The sequence below is a fragment of the Reichenbachiella sp. MSK19-1 genome, from assembly GCF_003590315.1.
Classification (GTDB): domain Bacteria; phylum Bacteroidota; class Bacteroidia; order Cytophagales; family Cyclobacteriaceae; genus Reichenbachiella; species Reichenbachiella agariperforans.
This window is the reverse complement of sequence record NZ_MIER01000002.1, coordinates 1,931,533-1,957,916: the sequence shown is the minus strand read 5'-3', so window position 1 is coordinate 1,957,916 and position 26,384 is coordinate 1,931,533. Positions and strand designations below refer to the sequence as shown.

Here is a 26,384-nt window from a genome sequence, read left to right as displayed (position 1 = left end):
ATTCTATTCTGCTAGTAATACTTCTTTGACGTATCTAATGGATGTTTCTATACTCTTGAATGGATCGTCAGATTGATCTTGTTCGACGAAGAAATAATCAATTGGCGAAGTTTCACGAAGTGCGAAGATCGCTTTGTAATCTATGGTGCCATTACCGACTTCTGCGAAATTTTGATCAGCTGTGTCGTCCATGTCTTTGACATGCCACATGGTAAACCTTTCAGGATATTTCTGAAGGTAAGCCACGGGATCAAAGCCTGCTTTGGAAATCCAATAGAGGTCTAGCTCCATTTTGACATGTGCAGGGTCTGTACCTTTCATGATGATGTCCATGGGGATCTGTCCGTCGATCTCTTTGAATTCAAAAGCATGGTTGTGATAGGCGAATTTTAGACCTTGGTCAGTACACATTCGTCCTACCTGATTCATCAATTCTACATGGTCTTGGTATTGCGCGATGGTTTTCCTTTGATCGTCACTGAGCCAAGGTAGTACGATATAGCTCAAGCCTGCCGCTTTCGATGATGCGATGGCCAACTGTGGGTTGTCACGTAGTGCATCGATGCTGATGTGTGCACTGACTGGTGAGAGTCCATAGCCTTTGGCGATCTCTGCAAATTCTTTCGGTTCAAAACCATAAAAATGCCCTTGATCATACCCAGCCAATTCGATTTGGGTATAGCCCAGCTGAGCGACTCGCTCTAGCGTTTCTTTGGGTCTGACTGCCATAGAATCACGAACTGTGTAGAGTTGAAGACCTATTTGAACAGTTTCGACTGGTGTTTCGTCTAATGGTGAATCTTGTTTTTTTGTTTCCTGACTTTCTGATTTGGGTGAGCAAAAAGTAAGTCCAACACAGACCCATGTTAAGATCATCAATGTTGAGATTCGATATGTCTTATTTTTCATTTGAATTGAATTTAACTGTTTTGACTTGTGCCAAGTTGATGTCTTTAGTTTCGCTAGAGAATACAAAATAGAGATTCTGAATACCCTGTGTAGGGTTTATATCTACTACTGTAGGTGTAAAATCATGGTTGTCTCCCTCTACAGTGAATGAGCCTATTTCTGTTCCTTTTGGACTTTCTGTTCGGATAGAAAGTGCTACTGGGACATCTGCTACATGTTTGATCATCAATGAGATGGATGAGATATCAGTTAAGTCTATTTGTTCATATTTAATCCATGCTCCTCCGTACACTCGGTTGATACTGCCATTTCGATTGATTTCAGCATTGAATATGCTGTCAGCCAATCCCGCATCTATCATGTTGGGTTTTAATGCTAAGGATTTGATCTCTGAGATAGGCGTGAGACCATTAGACCCTTTGTCTGTATACTGCGCACTGAATACTAATTGCTTGGAGTCCTCAACTGGATCAGCTGAGTAAATTCCTTTTAAAGCTTTGAGAACTGGTTTTTCCTCGCTGAGGGAGAGAATATACTCTACCATACTTTTGACTTCTCCCTGTGTGAAATCAGGATGGGCCGACATGGAGTGGTCTCCCCATGCACCACTACCTCCTTTGATGATTTTGATACTGAGGTACTCCATAGCCGATTTGTCATTTTTGTAGCGTTTGGCTACTTCGGTGAACGAAGGACCTACGGACTTGTCATTGACCTTGTGGCAAGACATGCAATCCGATTTACTGATCAGGGCTTCTCCAGAGGTGACTGGCATTTGATGCCCTAGTATCTGTGACTGGTCAAAACCATCCATATATAGGATGTCGAAATTGACCTCATCCCGGTTGATACCCTTGCCTATCGTCCCGTCTTGCGCATCGTTGATGGCTACTTCGTATGTGATGTTGCGTCCTGGCCAGTAGAAGCTCGTGTTGCCTTGGATGTTGATATCTATCTTAGGCGCATCATTACCTACTTCTATTTTGAACTGCTCCATGAGTGTGTGCCCTGCTTCATCTCGTAGCGTTAGCCTAGGGTAAAACACACCTGTTTCATTGAAAGTGTAAGTCACCGCTGCACCTTCGAAGGTTTCGTTTCCTATTTTCCAAGTGTAACTCAGTTCATCTTCGTCATAGTCACGAGATTTGCTAGCATCTAGCGTGACGGTTAGTGGACTGCTACCGAAGGATTGAGAGATGTCTACTTTCATCTCAGGGACACGGTTGCCTCGGTCAAATACGATGCGGCTTAGCTTTGCATCTTCATTTTGTTTGAACCATGCCGTGCCATATTCTAACATATATAATGTGCCATCTGGGCCAAAGTCCATGTCTATAATATTGCGATAGTCTGCGGATGGCGTGAAAGGCTCGAAATCTGACGGAGTACCTGTAGAGTCTACTTTGATCGTGAATATCCAGTCTCGCATCCAGTCATAGATGAAAAGTCGTCCATCGAAATAGTCGGGGAAACCATGTTTTTTGTCCATCCCTTTCTCTTGATAGAAAACGGGACCTGTCATCGCAGTCCGTCCCCCGTTGGTGAGTTGGGGAAACTCTTCACTAGGAGAGTAGGGGTAGTAGATCATCGCAGGCACAGGGAGAGGTAGTTTCTCTATACCTGTGTTATACCTAGAGGTGTTGATTGGGTTTTTTGGATCGAAAGTTCCTTCACTCTCGTTCGTGACAAAATTCCAATCGGCATAGGGTTTGTTGTCTCCGATAAACATCGGCCAGCCGTAGTAGCCAGCACGCATGGCGACATTCATTTCGTCGTGTCCTCTAGGTCCTCGTACGGCATGATTGTTTCCCGCATCAGGCCCTACATCTCCCCAAAATAGCCATCCTCTTTTTTGGTCGACAGTGATTCTGTAGGGGTTTCTACACCCCATGACATATATCTCTGGTCTGGTTTTAGGGTCATCGTCTTCGAATAGGTTGCCTTCTGGGATGGAATAGCTGCCATCAGCTTCGGGTTTGATTCTGAGGATTTTTCCTCTTAGGTCATTGGTGTTGGAAGAGGTTCTGCGTGCATCGAAAGGTTTGAAACCTTCTCGATCATCGTCGATAGGAGCATAGCCATTCGATTTGAAAGGGTTGGTGTCGTCTCCAGTTGATAGATATAGTAGCCCGTCAGCACTAAATTCGATTGATCCACCTGTATGGCAGCATTCGTCACGCTGTGTAGGTACTACGAGCATGATCTTCTCATCAGAGATGCCATTTTGATCAAAGGTAAAGCGTGATAGATGTTGTTTGGGTTCGTCTCCAATAGGGGAGTAGTATAGATAGATCCATTTGTTCTGGCTAAAATTAGGGTCTAGTGCCATACCCATGAGCCCATCTTCCATTCCGTAAAATACAGAGAGACTATCGGTAAGTACCATGCTCATCTTTTTGGGATCATAAAGTTTGATCCCTCCTTTTCGTTCTATGTAGAGTATTTGTCCATTGGGCAGGACTTCTAGTTCTACAGGTTCATTGAGATAGTTGAGAAACACTTCTTGGGTGAATCGGTGTTCGTCAGGGATGGAGTTTTCATCGTATTGGGTAGCGTCACATGCTACGATCCACGCACCTAAGAGTACGAGTATGAATGGGTACTTTAACATAATTTATCTTTCAGATTTCCTATCCCAAACATAAACCAATACCTAGGTAATTCAGAGCTTCTTGGCGGTTTTGTCTGGCTCTGAACGAAAAATGGGGGAATTACCATTAGTGATGTTACATGTCTCTATGTATGATATAAAGGTGACGTGGTAATGATGTAGGTAGTTCTTGTAGGTGAAACAGGAAGAAATAAAAGGTCATTGGTTTTCAAAAATCAATGACCTTTTAAAATGAGTCGTTTGACTACTTAGTCGGCTTCTTTTGTTTGATCTCAAAGAGATCTTTGCGACGGTCTCGGAGGTTGTTGACACTGCCGAACTGATTGAGCTCTCGGAGCAGATCAATATCTACATCTGCGATGAGGATCATCTCGGAGTTGGCTGTGGCTTCTGCTTTGATACCATTGGCGGGAAAAGAGAAGTCACATGGCGTGAAAACCATTGACTGGGCAAACTGAATGTCCATGTTGTGTACCTTGGGTAAGTTGCCCACACTACCTGCGATGGCTACATAGCATTCATTCTCGATGGCGCGAGCCTGTGCACAGTGTCTCACACGAGAGTAGCCATTTTGGGTATCGGTCAGGAAAGGAACGAACAGGATGTCCATCCCCTGATCCGCCAATACGCGACCCAGTTCGGGGAACTCTGTGTCATAACAAATCAAGATGCCGATCTTGCCACAGTCGGTATCAAAGGTCTTGAGCTCTGACCCTCCCTGCATTCCCCATACTTTGGCCTCATCAGGGGTGACGTGTAGCTTCTCATAACGCTCTGCCGTTCCGTCACGCTTGCATAGATAGCCCACGTTATAGAGTAGATCGTTTTTGATCTCTGGCATACTGCCTGTGATCACGTTGATGTTGTAACTGATGGCGAGCTCTGAGAAACGCTGTACGATTTCTTCGGTGTGTTTGGCGAGTTCTCTGATCGCAGCGGACTCAGAGAGATGGTTGTTTTCGGCCATCAACGGTGCGTTGAAGAACTCTGGGAATAGCGCAAAGTCAGACCTATAGCCAGATACCGCATCGATGAAGTATTCGGCCTGTTGCATCACTTCGTCCAGGGATTTGTATAGACGCATCTGCCACTGGATCAGTCCTAGACGCACGATCTTCTTTTTGTTGACTGCCGTTTGGGTTTCCTTCTCATAGTAGATGTTGTCCCACTTGAGCAGTACGGCAAATTCATTGGACGCTGCGTCTCCTTCTAGATAGCCTTTGAGTATTTTCGATGGGTGAAAATCATTGGATATCTGGAAGTTGAAAACAGGGTCGTGTATTTCCTTTCGTTTGACTTTCTCGATATATTCTTTTGGGCTGAGTTTATCAGCATGCAGGTGGTAGTTAGGGATACGCCCACCGAAGGCGATACCGCGAAGATTGAGTCGTTCGCAGAGTTCCTTGCGGTAGTCATAGAGTCTACGTCCTAGTCTGAGTCCGCGGTATTCGGATTTGACAAATACATCGATCCCGTAGAGGATGTCTCCATCATCGGTATGGGTGTCGAACGAGAAATTCCCAGTGATACTCTTATAAGTATGGGAGTTGTCAGACTTGTGATGATCTACGACGATAGACAAGGCACACCCAGCCAACTGACCGTTGACTTTGATGACTACTTGTCCTTCTTGAAATTTTTCTATCAAGGTCTTGATATGAATCTCGTCCCAATAGGAATTAGGGAGGTTCGAATAAGCCTCAATCATGGCAGATTTTAACTCCTGATAATCACTCAGCGTCAGGTACTGTAACTCAATATTTTCTATGCTCTCTAACATATATGTATGATGGCTAATGGTTAGAGTCATGGCATGAACCATAACTCAGTTTTGTGGGGATGAAGTTAGTGAAAAGGGTAAAGAAATAATGAATAAAAACTAGGATGAATGCGTGGTAAATAGAGAAAATTTGAGTCTATGTGATTGATAGTGGAAACCTGCCTTAGGCTGAAAAGGTTGATTATTTTTCATGTATATGTCTACAAGCCAGACAGACTCTTACTTTTTCATTGATGAAAAGCAAGCGAAAATCTAGAACTGTGAAGAAAATGTACATCCTGAACACTTATCATTTTCTTAGTTTCCACTCAATTCCATGTAGAACCAAAAAATTAGAGGGGTGTGATTTAGGTATTGTCTGATTTTTTTAATGTTCGGCGTGGAAGGAAATACAGGATCAATATGGGCAGCAGCGTCAAGTCGGCAATCAATGCTACGATGAACGAGACGCTGACGAATAACCCTGTATTGAAGGTCGCGGCAAACTGAGAAAAGCAGAAGATGATAAAACCAGAGGTCAAAATGATCGTCGTGACGATAATAGGTTCTCCTGTCGCGAAGAGGGTGCGTTTGATCGCATAGGGCATGGATCGCCCTGCGAGTCGCTCTTCGCGCATTTTGCTGAGAAAGTGTATCGTGTCATCCACCACGATTCCAAAGGAGATCGCAAAAATGATAGACGTCCCTAGATTGATAGGGATACCAAAGAAGCCCATCACTGCAGCTATGGCTAGGATAGGGAATAGGTTAGGAATCAGTGTGATTAAGATCATTCGCCATGATTTGAACATATAGCCAGCGATGATGCTGACGATGATCACTGCGGCGAAGAGCCCTTTCATTAGGTTCATGGATAGGGTCTCGTGGCTCTTTTCGATTAGTTGGGTAGAGCCTGTGATGCGATAGTCTAGGACGGATTTGTCTAGCCATTGATCTAGATCAGCCTTGAATGCCTTGGCGCGATCGGTTCCATCTTTGGATCCGAAATCTTTAGAAAACCCACTGATGCGGGCTAAGTTGCCACTGGTGACTTTGAAGAATCGCTCTTCTATTTTTCCTTTCTGGATGGTCGAAAAGACCTGACGCCATTCTCGGTCTGTCTCTGGTAGTTTGTAGTTTTTGGCCAAACCACTGTGCTGCATCTGATACACGGATTTGACGAGGGAGGCAGGAGATACGAGGTTGTTGGCATTGAGGGTTTGATGTGCGAGGGTAGCGATGGAGTCGATCAGCGTGATGATTTCCTTCGAGTATAGCTCTGCACTATCGGGTGTCCATACCGTCATCGTAAAGGGTTTTGAGCCACCATACTGCGTATCAAAATAAGTGAAATCTTCTTTGACGGGATCGTCCTTGGGCAGGTCATCGATCAGGTAGGCATTGATTTCTAGTTTGGTGATCCCAATCCCAATGAGTACTGACGCGATGGCGAATAGGGTGAGTATGAGTTTTTGCCTTTGGATCACGGCATGGTAGAGGGTATCAAGAAATCGCTTGAGTATGGGGTTGCTTCTCTTTCTTTTGAGTCTGGGTTCGACGAGGAACATGAGTTGAGGGAACAGCAAGTAGGTCAGCCCGAAAGCAAACATGATCCCCACGGCACTGTATAGCCCCAGATCGATGATAGGTTGTACACGGATGGAGATCAAAGTAATGAAGCCTACTGCGGTAGTGATGGAGGTGAGTAGGGTAGCTAAACCCACTTTCTTCACGGCCTGATTGATGGCATCTGACATGCTGGCTCCCTTCGAATACTCGTCCTGTGCATGGGCGTAGAGGTGGATAATGTCCGACATGGAGACGACCAATAGGATGGAGGGGATCAGTGTAGAGAGTATGTCGATCTCCTTGCCGACGATGGTCATGAAACTGAGTGTCATCACCACAGAGAGCACCGAGACCAGTAACGAAGCGATCACCATAGAAGGCCTTCGGATGAAAATGATCAGCATGATCAGTATCGTGAGACCGCTGAAGATTACAAAAAAGGTAAAATCCTGCTGTACGGCCCAGACATAGGCACGTTCGCCGATAGGGCGTCCCGCGAGTCGAACTTTGTCAAACGGATAGTTGGCTAAGGTCTGATCGATTTGGGAGACAAATGCATCTGCCAGCTTCTTGTCTTTGAACTTACTGTGTGTGATGATCAGTTTGGTAGATCGGTGGTCTGAGGATAGAAACTGATCCTGCACGTGCGGTTCTTTGGTGATCTTGAGGCTATCCTTCGTTAGCTGACTGGGATCGGTTAGGTGGAGGTAGGGGAGTTCGATGTAACCCATCGGGCTCTTGACCAGCTTTTTGAGATTGATCAGTGAGATCACACTTTTGACACCATCGATGGCTTCTAGGTCTGACAGTACAGAATCGCTGCGGAGTAGAAAATCCTGTTCGAATACGCCAGCATTGTTTTCCAGTCCGACGAGGATGTAGTCATTGTCATGACCGAACTTTTCGGTGAAGGATTTGTAGTAGATCAGGTCTGGATCGTCGAGAGGGAAAAAGGCATCCAGATCATTGTTGAACCGCAGGTGAACCAGCTGACTACCCATCCCGAGTATCACCGCAAAAGTGATGACGAGCGATAGAATGGAGGACTTCTTATTGATCATAGGGCAAGCGATATGTCATGCCGCAATATTAATGTAGATTGGTTAATCTCAGCACCCGAAAACCCATAAGTCTTCAGCATAACATGAAGAGTCTAGCGAGGCTGATTTGTCCCGACCTACCCTCAGCTGATTTCTTTCTCTATCATATAAGGAGGTAGTCTCTTTGAGTCTGTTGAGTGCGCTCTGTCAATTGAGGCCATTTATGCCTGTATCTATCGTCCATTTTGCATAAATCGACTACTTTTGGAAAACCATTTTTTTAAGACAAAAGACCAAATAAGATGAAGCAATACCACGAACTGATGCAGCGAATTTTAGACGAAGGCGTTCAAAAAGGTGACCGTACTGGCACTGGGACGAAAAGTGTCTTTGGTCATCAGATGCGGTTTGATTTGTCTCAAGGTTTTCCTGTCGTGACGACTAAGAAACTGCATCTCAGGTCGATCATCCATGAGTTACTGTGGTTCTTGAGAGGGGATGACAATATCCAGTACCTCAAAGAAAATGGCGTCTCTATCTGGGACGAATGGGCGGACGAGGATGGAAAGCTGGGGCCTGTCTATGGGGTACAATGGCGAAGCTGGCCGACTGCCGATGGACAGACGATCGATCAGATCGCACAGCTGATCCATGATATCAAGACCAATCCTAACTCTCGACGACTGATCGTGAGTGCGTGGAATGTCGCCGATGTGCCCAATATGGCTTTGCCTCCCTGTCATGCATTTTTTCAGTTTTATGTCGCAGAGGGCAAACTGAGCTGCCAGCTCTATCAGCGTAGTGCTGATGTGTTTTTAGGTGTGCCGTTCAATATAGCGTCTTATGCACTACTCACCATGATGGTGGCGCAGGTCTGCGGATTAGAGGCGGGCGATTTTGTGCATACACTGGGCGATGCGCACCTGTATTCTAACCACATGGAGCAGACCGAATTGCAGCTGTCTCGTGAGTGCAGATCCTTGCCAACCTTGAAGATCAATCCAGAGGTAAAGGATATCTTCGACTTCAAGTTCGAGGATTTTGAACTCGTCGGCTATGACCCACATCCGCACATCAAAGGGGCAGTAGCGGTATAAGGGAGAGAACCAAGATCGCTAGAGCCAAGAATCAAGATGCTTAGAACCAAGACTGACTCTTTGAATAGGGAGCTGTATATAGGTTTTGAAAGTGATTGCCATGGCTATCCGTTAGATGGATGGAATTGTCCTAAATATTCGCTTCCTTAGTGTGCAACAACAACCCCCAATAAATAGATGGAAAGAAGTAGTGTCTTTGATATGATAGGGCCTGTGATGATAGGTCCTTCGAGTTCGCATACTGCTGGTGTCGTACGTATAGGACGTGTCGGCGTGAAGCTGTTAGGTGGTGTCCCGGACGAGGCTGAGATTATCTTTTACAATTCATTTGCCCAGACCTATGAAGGACACGGTAGTGACCGGGCGATTGTAGCTGGGCTAATGGATTTTGATACCGACGATGCGCGTATCAAAGACGCATTTGATCATGCCAAAGACAAACTGACCTACAAGTTTCGTTCTGTCGGCAATGCCTCCACCAAACATCCCAACACGGTTTTTTTGCGACTCAAAAAGGGAGATAAGAAAATCGAGCTCGAAGGAGAGAGTCGAGGAGGTGGAGTGATCCGAATCTCCAATTTCAATGGTTTTGCATCAGGATTTACTGCCAACCTACATACTCTGGTAGTGACTACTGACGATGCTCAAGGCAGCATCGCATTCATTTCTGACATCATCTCACACGACGATTGCAACATCGCCACGATGACCGTTTCCCGAAAGGGAAAGAATGATGTTGCCTGTCAGATCATTGAGATGGATTCGGGTATCAACGACATCACCCTCCAGTACATCCGCCATATCAAGTGGGTGCATGACGTGATTTATATACCTGTGATTTAGGTAATAACCTGAGTTCGATTTCAACTTTCATTAAACCCTTGTCGGAAATGCATCAATCACACTTTGTCTTCAAGCCGGATAGAGCATGATTCATTTTTAATCGAACTCAGGTTAAAAGGTAGATGAGCATGAGACATAAGCACAAAGTGTATCAAACCTCGTTAGCTTGTAGCGTTTTGATATATATCTAAACCATTTTTGATATATATCTTATTAAGTTTAGATATATACCATTTTACATTTAGATATATATCTTTTTGTTGTATGATGCTGTGGAGTCATACAGCATCACCTTAGATCTATACCCTCTTGTGCCCTATTGCTAACCTGAGTTAGATTCTAAATAACAGTTTCCTTGAAGGTCAAGGCTATCTTAGTAAATTCTCCAAGAGTTTATCTGCCGTAGGCATGGCCTGGCTGGCTTGAAGACGATGGATAGGGATTTGCGAGATTTAAACGAACGCATATAAGCTTCTTACTCTCGCCAAAACCCAAACAATAGACCATTTTAGTAGTTGTAATCTTATAGATGGCGTGATTAGAGGGCGATATCTGACCGATATTACTTAATTTTAGTTTTTTGAGACATCCCAAAAAAGATAATGAAATAGCCTAAGCTTGCTTGACGATCAAGTAGTGAATGCTAGCCCTAGTCTCACATACCATGCAAACAATGAATCAAGAGGAAATACCCAAGATCTTTAGTATCTACCGTGCCTCGGCGGGATCGGGCAAGACTTATACGCTGACCTATAATTACCTACGATTAGCACTCAAATACCCAGATTATTTCAAGTCTATCTTAGCGGTGACCTTCACCAACAAAGCGACCCAGGAGATGAAGTCACGTATCGTCGAGACCCTGACGGAACTGAGCAAGGGTGCACATAGTATGTCCTCAGATCTCATGCGGGATTTGGCGATGACTGATGTGCAGTTGCAGAACAGAGCCGCTTTGGTGCTCAATACCATCCTGCACAATTATTCCTTTTTTGCGATCACGACGATCGACGCATTTTTTCAGCGTGTGGTGCGTTCCTTTGCGAAGGAAATCGGAATGCATACTGGTTTCAAGATCGAACTGAACCAAGGCAAGGTACTCACAGAAGTGATCAATGAGATGATACAGGGTATCTCAGAGGATCCGCAGCTGCTGCGCTGGCTTACCGATTTTGCGATTAGCGAGATCAATGAAGGCAAGTCATGGGATACCAACAAGAGCATACTGTCGCTATCAGGAGAATTGTTCAAGGATGAGCTGGTAGCCAAGAAAACCGAGGTGTTTGAGAAACTGGAGGATGCGACTTTTATGGACCAGGTACTGAGTCGTGTGCGGGAGCAATTGCACGCTTTTGAAAAAGAGTACCGTCAATTGGGAGAAGAGGCAGTGTTTTTGTGCAAGCAGTATGGACTGGAGATGACGAGTTTTACCTATGGAGCGGCGGGTGTTGGCGGGTATTTTTATAAAGTAGCCGAAGGAGAGATCAAAGAACCCGGTACCCGCGTCAAGAAGGCGGTATCTGATGATGCCTGGGTTGCTAAGACATCAAAGGAAAAAGAGGTGGTGATGCAGGCTGTGGAAGGAGGTCTGCGAGGCTTGGTGGCTTCTATGGTGACTTTTTATGAAGAGAACATCAGAACCTACCGTTCATTCGAGCAAGTGTCTAAACGGCTGTATGCTTTTGGGCTATTGTCTAGGGTTTCACAGGAGATCGCTCGCTACAAAGAAGAAAATGACATGCTGTTGATCTCTGATTTTCAGTTGTTCTTGCATGATATTATCAGCGATAGTGACTCGCCGTATGTCTACGAAAAAATAGGTACACGCTACAATCATTATTTGATAGACGAGTTTCAGGATACGAGTAGTCTGCATTGGGACAACTTCAGACCATTGGTACAGGATAGTTTGGCGAGTGGCAATTTCAACATGATCGTGGGGGATGTCAAGCAGTCTATCTACCGATGGCGTGGTGGAGATTGGGATATCTTGCTTTCGAAGGTGAAGCAAGGCGTGGATCCAGCACTGCTAGATGAGCAAAGCCTCAAAACCAACCGCAGAAGCAAACAAAATATAGTCGAGTTCAATAACCTGTTTTTTGAGCATGCTCCGGTTTTGTTAGAGTCTACATTGGAGTCAAAAATAGGGGCAAAACAGCTACGGATACAAGAGGCCTATCAAGCGAGTAGTCAAGAATTGTTCGACGAGTCGGCGACTGGTTTGATACAGCTCCAGTTCTATGACAAGTCCGAAGAGGAAGAGGATTTTCCTCTCACGAAGTTGATTTCAGACGTGCAGTCACTACAGGATGCCAAATATGGTTTGAGCGATATCGCGATCCTAGTGCGAAAAAACAATGAAGGGCGTCAAGTAGCGGAGGCACTGATGAATCATCAGCGCGCCAACCCTAAAGATGGCTATCGCTACGATGTGTTGTCCAACGAATCGCTGTTTATCAAGAACAATAAGTCTGTGCATTTGATTTTGCAGGTCTTACACTATTTGCAGTATCCAAGCGAGCGTCTGGCCGAAAAACAGGTAGAGTATGCACTGTCTTCGTGTTATGCTGCGGAGGATGTGGCGATGCACATGCAACAGATCGAAGCGCAACGTTTGTACTGGAAGTCTCTTCGCCTATCCGAGCTGGTCAATACGATGGTGAGGCAGTTTGATCTGATGGATGTAGAAGAAGATTTGCCTTATGTGCTGGCGATACAGGATGCGGTAGAGGATTTTTTGGAGTATGAACCAGATACGATTTTAGATTTTATGAACTGGTGGAGTGACCATGACAAACGGTCGATCCAAGTATCGGGAGACCAAGACGCCATCACCATCATGACCATACACCAGTCCAAGGGGCTACAGTTCAAGGCGGTGTTGCTGCCCTATTGTAGTTGGTCACTGGATCACTCTGGTGGTTTTAGGGAGCAGTTGATCTGGAGTGAGCAAGCCAAGAGTACTGAGATGCTGGGAATGCCTCTCGTACCGGTGAAGTATTCAGCGGCATTGGGTGGTACAGTTTTCTCAGAAGACTATCAAGCGGAGATGCACGATATTCATCTGGATAATCTCAATATGCTCTATGTGGCGATGACACGGGCAGAGGAGGCCTTGTTGATCACTGCTCCGGTAGATGGTTACAAGCCTGCCTTACTCAAGACCGCAGGACATCTGATATATCATTTTGCATTAGAGCAGAGGTGGATTACAGAGGAGGAATCTCTTCATCGGATAGGAGAGTTGCCAGCGTTGAGCGAGTACCAGCATGATCTCATGCCCGCATTTACTATCCATCCGCGAAAGATTACGACTGATCTAGGAGAACATGTTGCACTCCGGTACAAATCAAGAATTCTCGAAGAGACCCAGATCGAATCGATCAACTATGGAGATATTGTGCACTGGATTTTCTCTAAGATAACGAAGCGAAGTGAGTTTGGCGAGGCGATAGATTTGGCCGTCATGAAGTTTGGGCTCAATCCAGATGAAGTGCAGGAAATCAAAGATAGACTCAGGCAGATTTGGGATTTGCCAGGCGTATCGCAGTGGTTTACCGATGACTGGGAGGTCAAGAATGAAGCGTCTATTTTGCTTTCTGATGGAAAAATGAAACGCCCAGATCGGGTAGTGATCCGTGACAACAAGGCACTCATTATTGATTACAAAACCGGTGCTAAATCAGCAGGACACATCCGACAGGTAGAAGAATATAAATTTATTCTATCCAAGATGGGCTATGGTGAGGTTGCTGGCTATTTGATATATTTTTCAGAACCAGAACTAGTAGCCGTATGAAAGCAATACTATGTAGCACCCATGGTGGGGCAGAGTTGTTGAAGCTGGTGGAAGTGCCGTCTCCCATGCCAGAAGCCAATGAGGTGATTATATCTGTGAAAGCCTGTGGACTTAATTTTCCAGACAATCTGATTATCCGTGGCAAGTATCAGTTTCAGCCAGATTTCCCTTTCTCACCAGGAGGTGAAGTCTCTGGGGTAGTCAAGTCGGTGGGTGCGAAAGTGACCAGTTTACAGGTAGGTGATCGTGTCATGGCTGGGACGAGCTGGGGTGGATTGGCTGAGGAAGTGCGATCCTTGGCGACCAATGCTTTTAAAATTCCTAAAGAGATGGCTTTTGAATCCGCAGCAGCTTCTCTGATGACCTATGGCACATCCTATCATGCGTTATTTGACCGAGCGCAGTTGCAGCCTGGAGAGACTGTTTTGGTGTTAGGTGCTGCGGGGGGTATAGGAGTCTCTGCTATCCAACTGGCTAAGTTACATGGAGCGACAGTGATCGCCTGTGCATCTACAGACGAAAAACTAGAACTGTGCAAAGCAGTAGGGGCAGATCATGTCATCAACTACACATCCACAGATATAAAAGCGACTGTCAAAGAAATCACCAAAGGAACGGGTGTGGATGTAGTAGTTGATCCAGTAGGAGGAGACTTTGCCGAGCCCGCTTTTCGTTCGATAGCTCGTTTTGGTAGGTATCTAGTCGTAGGCTTTGCAGCAGGTGAAATTCCCAAACTACCGCTTAACTTACCTCTTCTCAAAAGTGCATCTATAGTGGGCGTGTTTTGGGGTTCGTTTTTTAGAAATAATCCAGAACGAAATGCGCAGAATGTAGATCAACTCATAAAGTGGTTCGCTTCGGGACAGTTGAAACCTGTAATTGATCGAGTTTTCGAACTGAAAGATTATGAACAAGCTTTAAATCTACTTCGTGATAAGGTAGTGAAGGGGAAGATTGTTTTGGTGACTTGATTTTATTCTATATTTTTATTGAATCTTACAAAGTATAAACAATCAACAGATATGAAAAGAATCCTCCTAATCGTGACTTTGTTTGCGCTTGTCGCACAAGAACGAGCATTTGCTCAAGGAAGTAATATTGATACCAAAAAGTACAAGTTTGATATGGTGATCCCTGAGGGGTACGGGTTTAAGCAGTCTGAGAAAGATGGCTTTACTAAGATCGAAGGTTACAATTTGGAGTCGGATACTAAAATCAATGCTTATGCTTACGTAGGTAATATTGAGAAAGCTAAAATCTATCAGTTTGGAGCTAAAGAATCAGGTATCGCTAAGGAAAGTTGGATAGCCATAGATAATGGCGAAACTGAAAATGGTTTTGCGTGGTGGGAAGTGTACGAAGCTGAAGTTGGAAAGAAAATTATGTATGCCGTAGTGGCTAAAAATGCCTACAACGAAGTGTACTACATGTTCTATGCTTTGGCAACTCCTGCGAGTTATGAAAAATATCAAGATCAATATTTAGAATGGGCGATGAGCTGCACAGGTATTGAGTAGAAAATCCGTAATTTTGGATTGTGAAAACCTCTGATAGTTTCTGTCAGAGGTTTTTTTATAGACAAGGAATTATATGACGATAGATTACGGTGCGACGATAGCTGAGATAGCGCAGGAGTTAGCAGAAAAGACCAATCATGGGAAGGTGCCTAGTTACATTCCTGAACTGGCCAAAGTGGATAGGAATAGGTTTGGGATATGTCTCACGACGATAGAAGGAGATAGGTATATGTATGGGGATTCTAATGTTAAATTTTCGATACAAAGTATCTCGAAAGTGCTTTCACTGACGATGGCGATTAGTTTACAAGGGCAGGAAAGTCTCTGGAAAAGAGTAGGGGTAGAACCCTCTGGCAACCCTTTCAACTCTATTGTTCAGTTGGAATATGAAAATGGGATTCCACGCAATCCTTTTATCAACGCAGGAGCTATTGTGATCGCAGATATACTGGTGAGTCAACTACAGCATCCTAAGCAAGAGTTTCTCGCCTATGTCAGAGGGTTGTGTAATAACCCTGATATCAATTACAACCGTCAAGTGGCACAGTCTGAAAAAAGCGTAGGGTATATGAATGCCTCTCTTGCCTACATGATGAAAGATAAGGGGAACCTAATCAATGAAGTGGATGAGGTGCTGGATTTTTATTATCTGCAGTGCTCGCTAGAGATGACCTGCGTAGAGCTAGTGGATGCTTTTAGAAACTTCGGAGATACGGGTGTTCCATTTGGTCATGGAGCTTATTTTTTAACATCGAGTCAGGCCAGACGAGTCAATGCTTTGATGATGACATGCGGATTCTATGATGAGTCTGGTGAGTTTGCTTTTGAGGTAGGGTTGCCGGGTAAAAGTGGGGTGGGAGGTGCTATTGTAGCATTGCTGCCAGAGAAGTACTGTGTTAGCGTATGGAGTCCACCGCTCAATAAGAAGGGGAACTCTTACATGGGTATGATGGCATTAGAGCGGCTCACTACCAAAATTGAAGGTTCTATATTCTAGTATACCTCTTCTATATCTACCAAAGAAAAAGGCTATCGTTAGATAGCCTTCATTTTAAATTTCTTTTTGAGCTCGGTGAAGGATGACCTAAACCGTGCATCTGTATCGAGCATGTCGTTGACCGACTGTAGCGCGTGTATCACCGTACTGTGATCTCTACCTCCAAAATGGCTCCCAATGCTTTTTAGCGAATGGTTGGTGTAGTCTTTTGAAAAGTACATGGCTAGCTGTCTCGCTATTACGATTTCTTTTTTTCTAGTCTTTGCTTTTAAATCGTCTGAGGATACATTGAAGTATTCTGAAACGGTTTTCTGGATGTAGTCAATACCTACTTCAGACTCGATATTTTTTACTATCGATTTGAGTGTCTGCTTGGCGAGCTCTAGATCAATTTCTGATCGTGTGAGCGAAGCATGTGCGACGAGTGAAATCAGTACGCCTTCCAGCTCTCTGATATTCGTATCGACACTGTAGGCAAGGTATTCTAGTACTTTGTCATCGATCTCTAGCCCATCATCTTGTAGCTTGCGCTGTATGATTGCGAGTCTAGTTTCGAAATCGGGCTGCTGTAGATCTGCAGTCAGCCCCCACTTGAACCTAGAGACCAATCTTTCTTGCAACCCCTTCAATTCCGTAGGTGGACGATCACTAGACATGATGATCTGCTTACCGTTTTGATGTAGATGATTGAAAATATGGAAGAAAATCTCTTGCGTTTTCACCTTGTCTTTGAAGAACTGAACATCATCGATAATCAAGGTATCTACGTTCAAGTAGAAATTTTGAAATTCTTGTAAGCTATTGTTCTTGAGTGCCTCGATAAATTGGCTGGCGAATTTTTCAGAAGCCACATACAGCACAAATTGCTCTGGATGTTCTCTTTTGATTCGATTACCAATAGCTTGTGCTAAATGTGTTTTACCTAGACCAACACCACCATATATCATGAGCGGATTGAACGAAGTGATACCAGGCTTGGAAGCCACTGCGAGTCCTGCTGATCTAGCAAGCCTGTTACAGTCACCTTCTATATATGTATCAAATGTATTTTCAGAATTTAGATTTGACCTTTGCTGTGCATTTTCAACTTCACGCAGAGCAAAGGGACTGGTGGATGCTTGGTTGTTATAGCCTCCGTTTTGTCCATATCTAGCAAACTCTTTCTTTTGAGCTAGATTGACCGTATAGGGTTGGTTTTTGGCATTGCCTTTATCTACAATGACTGAATATTCTAATTTGCCCTCAGAGCCGATTTCGGATTGAATAGCCTCCTTAAGTAACTGTACATAATTGTCCTCTAGCCATTCGTAGAAAAACTGAGAAGGAACCTGTATTGTTAAAACTGGAGCTGAGAATTTTAACGGAATAATAGGAGTAAACCAAGTTTTGAAGCTTTGTTCAGGAATTCTATTCCCAATGTATTTCAGACAGTTATCCCATATTCGTGTATGCATTGGAATCTTGGCAATTGGAGGTTTATAATTAAAAAAGGCAATTTTTCTCTTTTCAGAATTTCAAATTTGATCAAAAAAAAATGAATTAAAAAATCAAAAACGTGTTGACTTTTTAAATAGTTCTTCCATCCTGTATAATGGAAATCATTTATTTTAAATTCTTTGAATAGTACAATTGGTCTTTTGTACCTTTTGATTGAAGTTCTTTTGGCAAAGCTAAACAAGATTGTTGGGCTTTGCATAGGGTATCTGATTCTGTTTTTATTCTTGTCAAGAAGAATTTATATTACTAGTAACAACCCAAAAGAATGATTATGGAAAACTATCACTTCAGTGAGTTTTCGTCTATGACTAAGGAGGACTGGATCAATACCAGTTTAGCCACCTTGGGAGAGGAGACTTTTACTGCATTGTATCACCCCCAGCTTATACCACATTTAGGTGTATTTAGTTACTATGACAAATCAGATATAGCCTCCGAGCCTAGTTGGTTTACGAATAGGGTGTCTGCTGATTGGTGCTATCACGAACGAATCAGAGACGATGAAAGTATGTCACCGCTAGAACTTGAAGCATTGGCTCAATCGGGAGTCCAGGGCTTGATTTTGACAGAAGAGCAATTGTTGAAATATTCTGCGCAAAGCACGAAGGTGTTTAAAAAACTGTCTTTTGACAGTTTTAAGGTAGGTTTTGAGAAAAACCTACCTGATAGTAAGAAATGTGGAGGCTTTGTTTTTGGTGGTAAATATTCTGAAATACAAAAGGAGGGTACTTCCTTAGTTTATGATTTAGAGATAGATGTTAGTGGGTACGGCGCTAAACAAGATCCTGTTTTTGAAGTCGTGATGGTGCTGCTTTATTTGGACGAAATGCTGACCAGTGTTTCTGAAGGGGAAGCTTTGGATGAGCTATGTTCTCGGTTATTTGTTAGGATGCAGTTATCTGTACATTTCTTGTCAGAGGTCGTCAAGTTGCGGAGTGTTTCGTTGCTGTTACAATCTGTGATTTCGCTCGTTAGAGAAGAAAGACAGCCAAGTATAAATATTCCAATCTATGTAGCTATTGGTTCAGGTTTAGAAGCGATGGCTTTGGATCAACAGTTGATTCGCTTGACTTCTGTGTTTTTGTCTGCCGTTTTGGGTGGTGCGAGTGATATTGAGGTGGTTTTGGAATCTAATAATAAGTCAATATCTCGTTATCGAGACATTTCCAATTTATTGCGTGAAGAAGCCATGCTTTCTATGGTGGTAGACCCTCTCAGCGGGAGCTATTTTATAGAGAAGATAACGCATGAGATGATGCGAAAATCTTGGTTGTTTTTTCAGCGTATTAAAGATAAAGGTGGTTTAGTCTGGCTTCAGGGGGATTATGATCGGTTCATTCAAATCACTCAGTCATGAAGAGAATTGATCTGTCAACAATAGCATTTGAAAGGCTGATTGAAACCAAGCGAGTTTTAGAGGTAGAGGATAGAGGGCGTTCTGTCGAAGGAATATCCTTGCAGTCGAGGTATCGATCCATTGATATACAGTCAGTTACTCATTTGAGCTTTGGTCCGGGGAAACCTCCCTATCTACGAGGACCCTATAGTACCATGTATGTCAATCGACCATGGACGGTACGTCAGTATGCGGGATTCTCTACGGCCGAGGAATCGAACCACTTTTACAAGGAGAATTTAAAATCAGGGCAGACAGGGTTGTCAGTTGCGTTTGATTTGGCAACACACAGAGGGTATGACTCAGATCACCCAAGAGTGTCTGGAGATGTGGGAAAAGCGGGTGTAGCGATAGATTCTGTAGAGGATATGAAGATACTGTTTGATCAAATTCCTTTGGGTGAAATGTCAGTGTCCATGACGATGAATGGTGCCGTATTGCCAGTTATGGCGTTTTATATAGTCGCTGCGGAGGAGCAAGGGTTTGCTCCAGAACTATTGACTGGAACGATTCAGAATGATATCTTAAAGGAGTATATGGTCCGAAATACTTATATCTACCCACCAAAGGAGTCTATGCGAATAGTAGGAGATATCATGGAGTATGCTTCACGACGAATGCCGAAGTTCAACGCGATTAGCATCAGTGGTTATCACATGCACGAAGCGGGGGCTAGTGCTGATCTGGAATTGGCTTATACATTAGCGGATGGTTTGGAATACTTACGGACGGGCGTAAAGGCGGGGATAGCGATCGATGATTTTGCTCCTAGAATTTCTTTTTTCTGGGGTATCGGGATGAATCACTTCATGGAAGTGGCTAAGATGCGTGCTGCCCGTCTCTTATGGGCTAAACTAGTGAAGTCGTTTGACCCTAAGAACGCTAAGTCTATGGCATTGCGTGCGCATTGCCAAACGTCAGGATGGAGTCTGACGGCTCAAAACCCTCGAAACAATATAGTAAGAACCTGTGTGGAGGCTATGTCGGCAGTGATGGGACATACTCAATCATTGCATACGAATTCTATGGATGAGGCATTGGCTCTACCGAGTACCTATGCCGCAGGAGTAGCTCGAGATACGCAGTTGTTTTTGCAGACGGAGAGTAAAATTACGTCTGTTGTTGATCCGTATGGTGGATCCTATTATGTAGAGTATCTCACGGATCAGCTAGCACGAAAAGCTTGGGCTGAAATTCAATCTATCGAGAAGATGGGAGGGATGGCCAAAGCGATCGAGCTGGGACTGCCCAAATTGAAAATCGAAGCTTCTGCCACTCAAAAGCAGGCAAGGATAGATGCCAGAGAAGATGTGATTGTCGGTGTGAACCGTTATCAGTCTGATGAGGATATAGATATAGATCTATTAGAAGTAGATAACCATCAGGTTCGTTCGCAGCAAATAGAGCGACTGAAGAGAGTACGAGAAGAACGTAGCAGTGAAGAGGTAAGGCAAGCATTGATTGAGCTCAAAAAAGTAGCTGAAAGTAAGTCTAGCAACTTGTTGGAGTGCTGTGTGGTGGCAGCAAGAGTACGTGCCACTTTAGGTGAAATTTCCTCCGTGTTAGAGGAGGTTTTTGGTAGATATACTGCGAAGACTACTGCGGTGTCTGGGGTTTATTCGAAAGCGTATATGAAAAAGAATGAAATGAAGGAGGTAATGAACCTTGTAGAGGAGGTACGCCAATTGGATGGTCGAAACCCTCGTATTTTAGTCACTAAAATGGGGCAAGATGGGCACGACCGTGGAGCCAAAATTATCGCTACCAGTTTTGCAGATTTAGGCTTTGATGTAGACATAGGGCCATTGTTTCGAGTACCGTATGAAGTAGCTCGTCAGGCCGCAGACAATGATGTTCACATGGTAGGAGTGTCTAGTTTGGCTGGCGGACATAAAACGTTAATTCCTGAGCTAATAGCGGCTTTGAAGGACGTTGGTCGAGGAGATGTGTTGGTTGTGGTTGGTGGAGTGATTCCACCTCAGGACTATGATTTCTTGTATGAAGCTGGCGTCTCAGGTGTTTTTGGGCCTGGAACAAAAATCCCCGAAGCTGCTTCGGGGATTTTAGAAATATTGATATCGAAATTACGTGAGGAGTAGATTACTTCTGCACGTACATGATTTCTTTGACTGCTTTGACGGTACGCTCTACGTTAGGTAGAATCTCTTGAATCAAAGTAGGCGCATAAGGTAGCGGCACATCTCTGTTGGTGATTCTATGGATAGGAGCATCTAGATAGTCAAAAGCAACTCTTTGTACGTAGTGACTGATTTCAGAAGAGATAGACGCTAGTGGCCATGCTTCTTCTACGATTACCAGTCTGTTTGTTTTTTTGACAGATTCGATGACTGTAGCGTAATCGATAGGTCTCACAGTTCTTAGGTCTATGACCTCAGCATTGATTCCTTCTTTTGCTAGTTCGTCAGCGGACTCATTAGCGACTTTCATAAATTTACCGAAAGATACGATGGTTACATCTGATCCTTTTCTGACAACATCAGCTACGCCGATTGGGATGATGTATTCACCTTCTGGTACCTCACCTTTGTCTCCATACATCAATTCTGACTCCATGAATATAGTAGGGTCATTGTCTCTAATAGAAGCTTTCAATAGACCTTTGGCATCAGCAGGATTAGAAGGTACCACTACTTTTAATCCTGGGACGTTAGCATACCAGTTTTCGAAATTTTGAGAGTGCTGAGAGCTAAGCTGTCCAGCGTTACCTGTTGGACCTCTAAATACGATAGGTACAGTAAATTGTCCCCCAGACATAGACATCACTTTAGCAGCTCCGTTGATTACCTGATCGATAGCTACCAATGAAAAATTGAAAGTCATGAATTCAATGATAGGACGTAGACCGTTCATAGCAGACCCTACACCTACACCCGCAAAACCAAGCTCAGCAATAGGCGTATCGATTACTCTTTTTGCGCCGAATTCGTCAAGCATGCCTTGGCTTACTTTATATGCGCCATTGTATTCTGCAACTTCTTCACCCATGAGATAAACAGATTCGTCTCTACGCATCTCTTCGTTCATCGCTTCTCTGAGGGCTTCTCTAAATTGTAAAACTTTCATTCTTTTCTTATTTAATAATTACTTCCAAAGGGAGGGTGTATTGTCCTATGATTTTAAAGCTGCTAAATTATGTCATGACTGCCAATATCCCAATCTATTTCACATAAATAGATACTTAGTTCTATGCGGCAGGACATAAAAAAAACCCTGACTTACTAAGTCAGGGTCTCTTTTCAAATGTGATTTTTTCTTAGTTCAAAGCTTCTGTTACCTGAGTAGCGAAAGTTCTGAATTCTAGGTCTGCTAATGCTTTCTCCTTCAATGAAGGATCTTTCTCAACAGCAGTTTTCAAGTTAGACAATACATCGTCAGCATTACCTTGTCTAGCTGCAGTTATAGCTAAAGCGTAGTGAGCTTTAGCAAAATCCGCATCTAGCTCGATCGCGCTATCGAAACCAGTTTCTGCATTTTCGAATTCTTTTAGAAGCAATAGAGATAAACCTTTATCGAAAGCTACAGCAGTAGTTTCGTCAGCAGATCCTAAGCTAGCAACAGCAGCCTCATAATCGCCTTTCTTTACTTCAATAGCTCCTTTTACACCGTAGATTCCACCTTTATGGTTTCCAGGGTTGTTAGCCAAGGCAGCTGTGGCAGCATCAAATGCTTGAGCAGCGTTTCCTTGCAATGCATAAGCAGTAGCCATGTTTGCTTGTACTTCAGCAGCATTTTTCTTGTTTGCTGCGATTTCCAATTGCGTTAGTGCCAATTCAATTTTTTGGTTTTTCGCATCACCTTCAGCTTCGATTGCTTGTGCCAAATAAGTTGCACCCAAGTTGTTGTGTGCTTGCCAGATACCTTCTTGCTTAGTAGCAGCGAGATAAATCGCTTCTTTTTCTTCCAAAGAAGGAGTTAATGTAGCAGCAAATAATAGTTCATTGATAGACAATGAATCTGTTGCAGTAGAATCTTGATCTACAATTTGCTTAGCAATGACAGTGATTTCTGCGTTTGATTTTTTCTCTTTCACAGTAAGTGCTTCAGTTCTAGCAGCTCTTAAACCTGGATAGATATCTTTGAAGATGGCACTGTATGAATCTAGCTTCTGTAGCGCTTTCTCTTTGTCTTCGAAAGTACCAGCTCCGTTTACGATCTTTAGAATCTCTGACTTTTGATCAGCAGTTACGCCTTCGTATACATCTAGAGAGTCTTTGAACTCAGTCCAATCTTCTACAACTGGCTTCAAGATGAACTTGATTGAGTCAGCCATGTCCTTGTAGTCGTACTTTCTCATTTGACCTCTGTAGAAATCTTCGATCGCTTTGGCTCTGTTCTCTGATAATTTAGAGTTTACAGTTTCCAAACCTTCTGGTGAGTGAGTACCAGTGATTGTTACAGTTTTGGTTACGTTTTTGTCCGCGATGAAAGCAGAGAATTCTTTTCCTTTAGAACTTCTAGTTTCTGATCTTTTCAATACAGAGCTACCTCTATCGAAAAAGATACTCACATTAGTAGGAGTCAATTCTTCTTCATCTGTGTACCCTGGATCTGCGAATGCAGTGTAGTATACGTCCTCTACCAATGTAGAAGTTGTGATAAGACCTTGCGCCACTGCTACTCTTGGAGTTGACTTGTTTTCACCTTTCTCATCTACTGCAGTACCTATTACTTCTAGGTTGCCTTGATCCATTGATGGATCATAAAGGAATGCAAAAGATTCTGATTTTCTTGATGTAGTTGTTTTGCTATCTGGGAAGTCAGCCGCATCAAAAGTCATTGTACCGACTTCAACATCTGATTCACCAGCTTTATAAAATGAAGTCATTTTATACTGATACTTTTCTGGGAGCATTTTGGCAGGCAATACTACCGCCATGTCATACTTTACTGAATCACCGTGTAATTCTAATGGATTGGGAACTATATCCACTTGTTGGTTTTCTGCAAGTTTGACCATGTTGTTCAATGAACTACATGCTGAAAATACAGTCAAGCCTAAAACAAGGGCTATCACAATATTCGATTTTCTCATTTGAAAAATTGTTTTTTTGAAAATTGATATAACTTTTTGTACTTATCTTCGAAATAAGTGCAATAATACGGAAAAAATAAATATATCCTAAGATTAATAAAAACAATTAAATTGGTTGAATTCGCTTAAATTTGCGATGCTATGAAAGGAATACAGGATTATTTTGAGAAACATGCATTTGGCGTTTGTGCTAGGCTAGGGGAGAAGCTGAGGTTGCCTTCTTCGAGCATTCGTTTGTTTTTTATATATGCGTCTTTTTTGGCCTTTGGCAGTCCTTTGATTGTTTATCTTAGTCTGGCTTTTGTGATGAATTTTAGGAAGCACCTCCGGAGGCGCCATTCTCTTTGGTACTATTAGGTGATTGTAGGCTGTAGTAGTTGCCTGAGATATCTCTACTTTTTTTTCTATTCTAAATCATTTTTATTCTTAGGTTTGCAGTTCAATTCACATAAGATTTATGCTATTAGAATTCGAAAAACCTATTGCTGAGCTGGAAGAAAAGTTGCACGATATGAAGCAACTTGCTCAGACCAATGACGTGGACGTATCTGAAACTGTAAAATCATTGCAGCAGAAAATCGAAAAATTAAAAAAAGAAACTTTCCAGAATCTGACGAGGTGGCAGAGGGTACAGCTCTCACGTCATCCAGAGAGACCTTATACGCTCGATTATATTTACGAGATCACAGATGAGTTTATCGAAATTCACGGAGATCGAAATGTAAAGGACGATAAAGCTATGGTGGGTGGTTTTGCATCTATAGATGGGCAAACTGTCATGATGATCGGTCAACAGAAGGGTCGTAATACGAAACAACGCCAAACACGAAACTTCGGAATGGCCAATCCAGAAGGATACCGAAAAGCCCTACGTTTGATGAGAATGGCCGAAAAGTTTAATAAGCCTATCGTTTGTCTGATAGATACACCAGGTGCTTATCCAGGGCTAGAAGCTGAAGAGAGAGGTCAAGGTGAAGCGATTGCGCGAAATATCAAAGAGATGTTTATGTTGAAAGTACCTGTGATCTGTGTGATCATTGGTGAAGGTGCTTCAGGAGGTGCGATCGGTATTGGTATTGGAGATAGGGTGTTGATGATGGAGAATACTTGGTATTCTGTGATTTCACCAGAATCTTGTTCGTCTATTCTGTGGAGAAGCTGGGAGTATAAGGAGCAAGCTGCAGAGGCACTCAAACTTACGGCTAACGATATGATAGGGAACAAGTTGATCGACGGGATCATCAAAGAACCTTTGGGTGGTGCGCATACTGACATGAAAGGAGCGTCCAAGGAATTGAAAAAGGAGATACTTAAATATATCAAGGACTTGAATAAAGTCTCTGTTGAAGATCGTATAGATCAGCGTATTGAGAAGTTTAGTGCTATGGGTGCATACGCCTCTTAGATTATGCTTCGTGTCTTATTTATATTTGTTTTCAAGTTGTTGGACTGGCGGATAGAAGGTAATATATCCGAAGGTCTAAAGAAATGTGTGCTGATTATCGCGCCACATACCAGTAACTGGGACTTTGTAATAGGAGTAGTTTCTAGAAGGATTTGTGGCTTTCAAGCCAACTATCTCATTAAGAAAGAGTTTTTTAAGAACCGAGCTTTGGCTTGGTTCTTTGATTTTACGGGAGGTATCCCCGTTGATCGTAAGAGTAAAAAAATCGATGTGGTTGGTGGAGTGGTAGAGAAGTTCAATTCTCGTGACTCACTGGTGCTCACGATTACTCCAGAGGGGACACGGTCTCATGTAAAAGAATGGAAAACAGGTTTTTACAGAATAGCACTCCGAGCTAAAGTTCCGATCGTTATTGTAGGGTTTGATTACTCGAAGAGACTAGTCAAGTTCATAGAGGAATTTGCCCCTACTGGGCAGATGGAGGAGGATATTGCATACATAAAGTCTCTCTATAAGGATGTGAAAGGCAAGTACCCCGAAAAAGGCGTGTACTAGATTTTGTGGCCAGTTTATGGGAATTAGTTTTTTGATTTCATTGTTACCATGATCAGCCTATGAAGAAGTTTTTAAAGAAAATTGCCATATTTCCAATCCTGATTTATCAATACAGTATTTCTCCGATGTTTCCATCTTCATGTCGCTATTCGCCGACATGCTCGCAGTATATGAAAGAGGCCATTATGAAACATGGAGTTTGGCGAGGGGTGAGATTGGGATTGAAAAGAATAGGGAAATGTCACCCATGGGGAGGTAGTGGCTATGATCCTGTCCCCTAGGCAATAATTGCCTTACCCCTTTTCGTAAGCTGCCATTTACAACCTATCTTTGCGGC

18 protein-coding genes are annotated in these 26,384 nt (G+C 43.3%); 11 read left to right on the top strand and 7 right to left on the bottom strand.

Annotation, left to right across the window (positions count from 1 at the left end; genetic code table 11):
- Nucleotides 1-3 precede the first annotated feature (3 nt).
- The 4 genes from BGP76_RS08075 to BGP76_RS08060 form a co-directional block, all read right to left on the bottom strand.
- The gene (locus tag BGP76_RS08075; protein ID WP_119844236.1) at nt 4-909 is read right to left on the bottom strand and encodes a sugar phosphate isomerase/epimerase; all 906 of its coding nucleotides are present in this window, start codon (nt 907-909) and stop codon (nt 4-6) included.
- Nucleotides 899-3,520: a PQQ-dependent sugar dehydrogenase gene (locus BGP76_RS08070; RefSeq protein WP_119844235.1), complete on the bottom strand. Its 2,622-nt coding sequence runs from the start codon at nt 3,518-3,520 to the stop codon at nt 899-901. The genes BGP76_RS08075 and BGP76_RS08070 overlap by 11 nt, the downstream gene beginning before the upstream one ends.
- Before the next feature lie 244 nt (nt 3,521-3,764).
- On the bottom strand, nt 3,765-5,300 hold the full coding sequence (locus BGP76_RS08065) for a bifunctional GNAT family N-acetyltransferase/carbon-nitrogen hydrolase family protein (RefSeq protein ID WP_073124867.1): 1,536 nt from the start codon (nt 5,298-5,300) through the stop codon (nt 3,765-3,767).
- 347 nt (nt 5,301-5,647) lie between these two features.
- Nucleotides 5,648-7,909, bottom strand: coding sequence for an RND family transporter (locus BGP76_RS08060; RefSeq protein ID WP_119844234.1), 2,262 nt, complete (start codon nt 7,907-7,909; stop codon nt 5,648-5,650).
- A 281-nt stretch (nt 7,910-8,190) separates the two neighbouring features.
- Here BGP76_RS08060 and BGP76_RS08055 point away from each other — a divergent pair, with 281 nt between their 5' ends.
- From BGP76_RS08055 to BGP76_RS08030, 6 genes are all read left to right on the top strand, one after another.
- Nucleotides 8,191-8,985, top strand: a complete 795-nt coding sequence (locus tag BGP76_RS08055; protein ID WP_119844233.1) for a thymidylate synthase — start codon at nt 8,191-8,193, stop codon at nt 8,983-8,985.
- Nucleotides 8,986-9,162: 177 nt separating this feature from the next.
- On the top strand, nt 9,163-9,828 hold the full coding sequence (gene sdaAB / locus BGP76_RS08050) for an L-serine ammonia-lyase, iron-sulfur-dependent subunit beta (protein ID WP_073124861.1): 666 nt from the start codon (nt 9,163-9,165) through the stop codon (nt 9,826-9,828).
- A 673-nt stretch (nt 9,829-10,501) separates the two neighbouring features.
- Nucleotides 10,502-13,627, top strand: coding sequence for an exodeoxyribonuclease V subunit beta (locus BGP76_RS08045; RefSeq protein ID WP_221409857.1), 3,126 nt, complete (start codon nt 10,502-10,504; stop codon nt 13,625-13,627).
- Nucleotides 13,624-14,598: an NADPH:quinone oxidoreductase family protein gene (locus BGP76_RS08040; protein ID WP_119844231.1), complete on the top strand. Its 975-nt coding sequence runs from the start codon at nt 13,624-13,626 to the stop codon at nt 14,596-14,598. Before BGP76_RS08045 ends, BGP76_RS08040 begins: the two co-directional genes overlap by 4 nt.
- Before the next feature lie 51 nt (nt 14,599-14,649).
- Entirely contained in the window at nt 14,650-15,144 is a 495-nt protein-coding gene (locus tag BGP76_RS08035; RefSeq protein ID WP_119844230.1) for a hypothetical protein, read from the top strand.
- A gap of 73 nt (nt 15,145-15,217) precedes the next feature.
- Nucleotides 15,218-16,141, top strand: a complete 924-nt coding sequence (locus BGP76_RS08030) for a glutaminase (protein WP_119844229.1) — start codon at nt 15,218-15,220, stop codon at nt 16,139-16,141.
- 38 nt (nt 16,142-16,179) lie between these two features.
- On the opposite strand, the gene dnaA is transcribed toward BGP76_RS08030, so the two are convergent.
- Nucleotides 16,180-17,595, bottom strand: coding sequence for a chromosomal replication initiator protein DnaA (dnaA, locus tag BGP76_RS08025; RefSeq protein ID WP_073124854.1), 1,416 nt, complete (start codon nt 17,593-17,595; stop codon nt 16,180-16,182).
- 314 nt (nt 17,596-17,909) lie between these two features.
- Here dnaA and BGP76_RS08020 point away from each other — a divergent pair, with 314 nt between their 5' ends.
- On the top strand, nt 17,910-18,995 hold the full coding sequence (locus tag BGP76_RS08020; RefSeq protein WP_158584130.1) for a methylmalonyl-CoA mutase family protein: 1,086 nt from the start codon (nt 17,910-17,912) through the stop codon (nt 18,993-18,995).
- A complete protein-coding gene (scpA, locus tag BGP76_RS08015; RefSeq protein WP_119844227.1) occupies nt 18,992-21,133 on the top strand; it encodes a methylmalonyl-CoA mutase in 2,142 nt (713 codons plus the stop codon). The genes BGP76_RS08020 and scpA overlap by 4 nt, the downstream gene beginning before the upstream one ends.
- Nucleotide 21,134: 1 nt before the next feature.
- On the opposite strand, the gene BGP76_RS08010 is transcribed toward scpA, so the two are convergent.
- Both BGP76_RS08010 and BGP76_RS08005 read right to left on the bottom strand, forming a co-directional pair.
- The gene (locus tag BGP76_RS08010) at nt 21,135-22,118 is read right to left on the bottom strand and encodes a pyruvate dehydrogenase complex E1 component subunit beta (protein ID WP_073124849.1); all 984 of its coding nucleotides are present in this window, start codon (nt 22,116-22,118) and stop codon (nt 21,135-21,137) included.
- A 190-nt stretch (nt 22,119-22,308) separates the two neighbouring features.
- Nucleotides 22,309-24,087: an OmpA family protein gene (locus BGP76_RS08005; protein WP_119844226.1), complete on the bottom strand. Its 1,779-nt coding sequence runs from the start codon at nt 24,085-24,087 to the stop codon at nt 22,309-22,311.
- A 457-nt stretch (nt 24,088-24,544) separates the two neighbouring features.
- Between BGP76_RS08005 and BGP76_RS07995 the strand changes: the two genes are divergently transcribed.
- Genes BGP76_RS07995 through yidD form a run of 3 tightly spaced genes read left to right on the top strand, consistent with a single transcriptional unit; the run spans nt 24,545 to nt 26,328 of the window.
- A complete protein-coding gene (locus BGP76_RS07995) occupies nt 24,545-25,492 on the top strand; it encodes an acetyl-CoA carboxylase carboxyltransferase subunit alpha (RefSeq protein WP_073124843.1) in 948 nt (315 codons plus the stop codon).
- A gap of 3 nt (nt 25,493-25,495) precedes the next feature.
- Nucleotides 25,496-26,047 carry a 1-acyl-sn-glycerol-3-phosphate acyltransferase gene (locus tag BGP76_RS07990; RefSeq protein WP_119844225.1) on the top strand — a complete coding sequence of 184 codons (552 nt, stop codon included), beginning with the start codon at nt 25,496-25,498 and terminating at the stop codon, nt 26,045-26,047.
- 59 nt (nt 26,048-26,106) lie between these two features.
- Entirely contained in the window at nt 26,107-26,328 is a 222-nt protein-coding gene (gene yidD, locus BGP76_RS07985; RefSeq protein ID WP_073124839.1) for a membrane protein insertion efficiency factor YidD, read from the top strand.
- Nucleotides 26,329-26,384 lie beyond the last annotated feature (56 nt).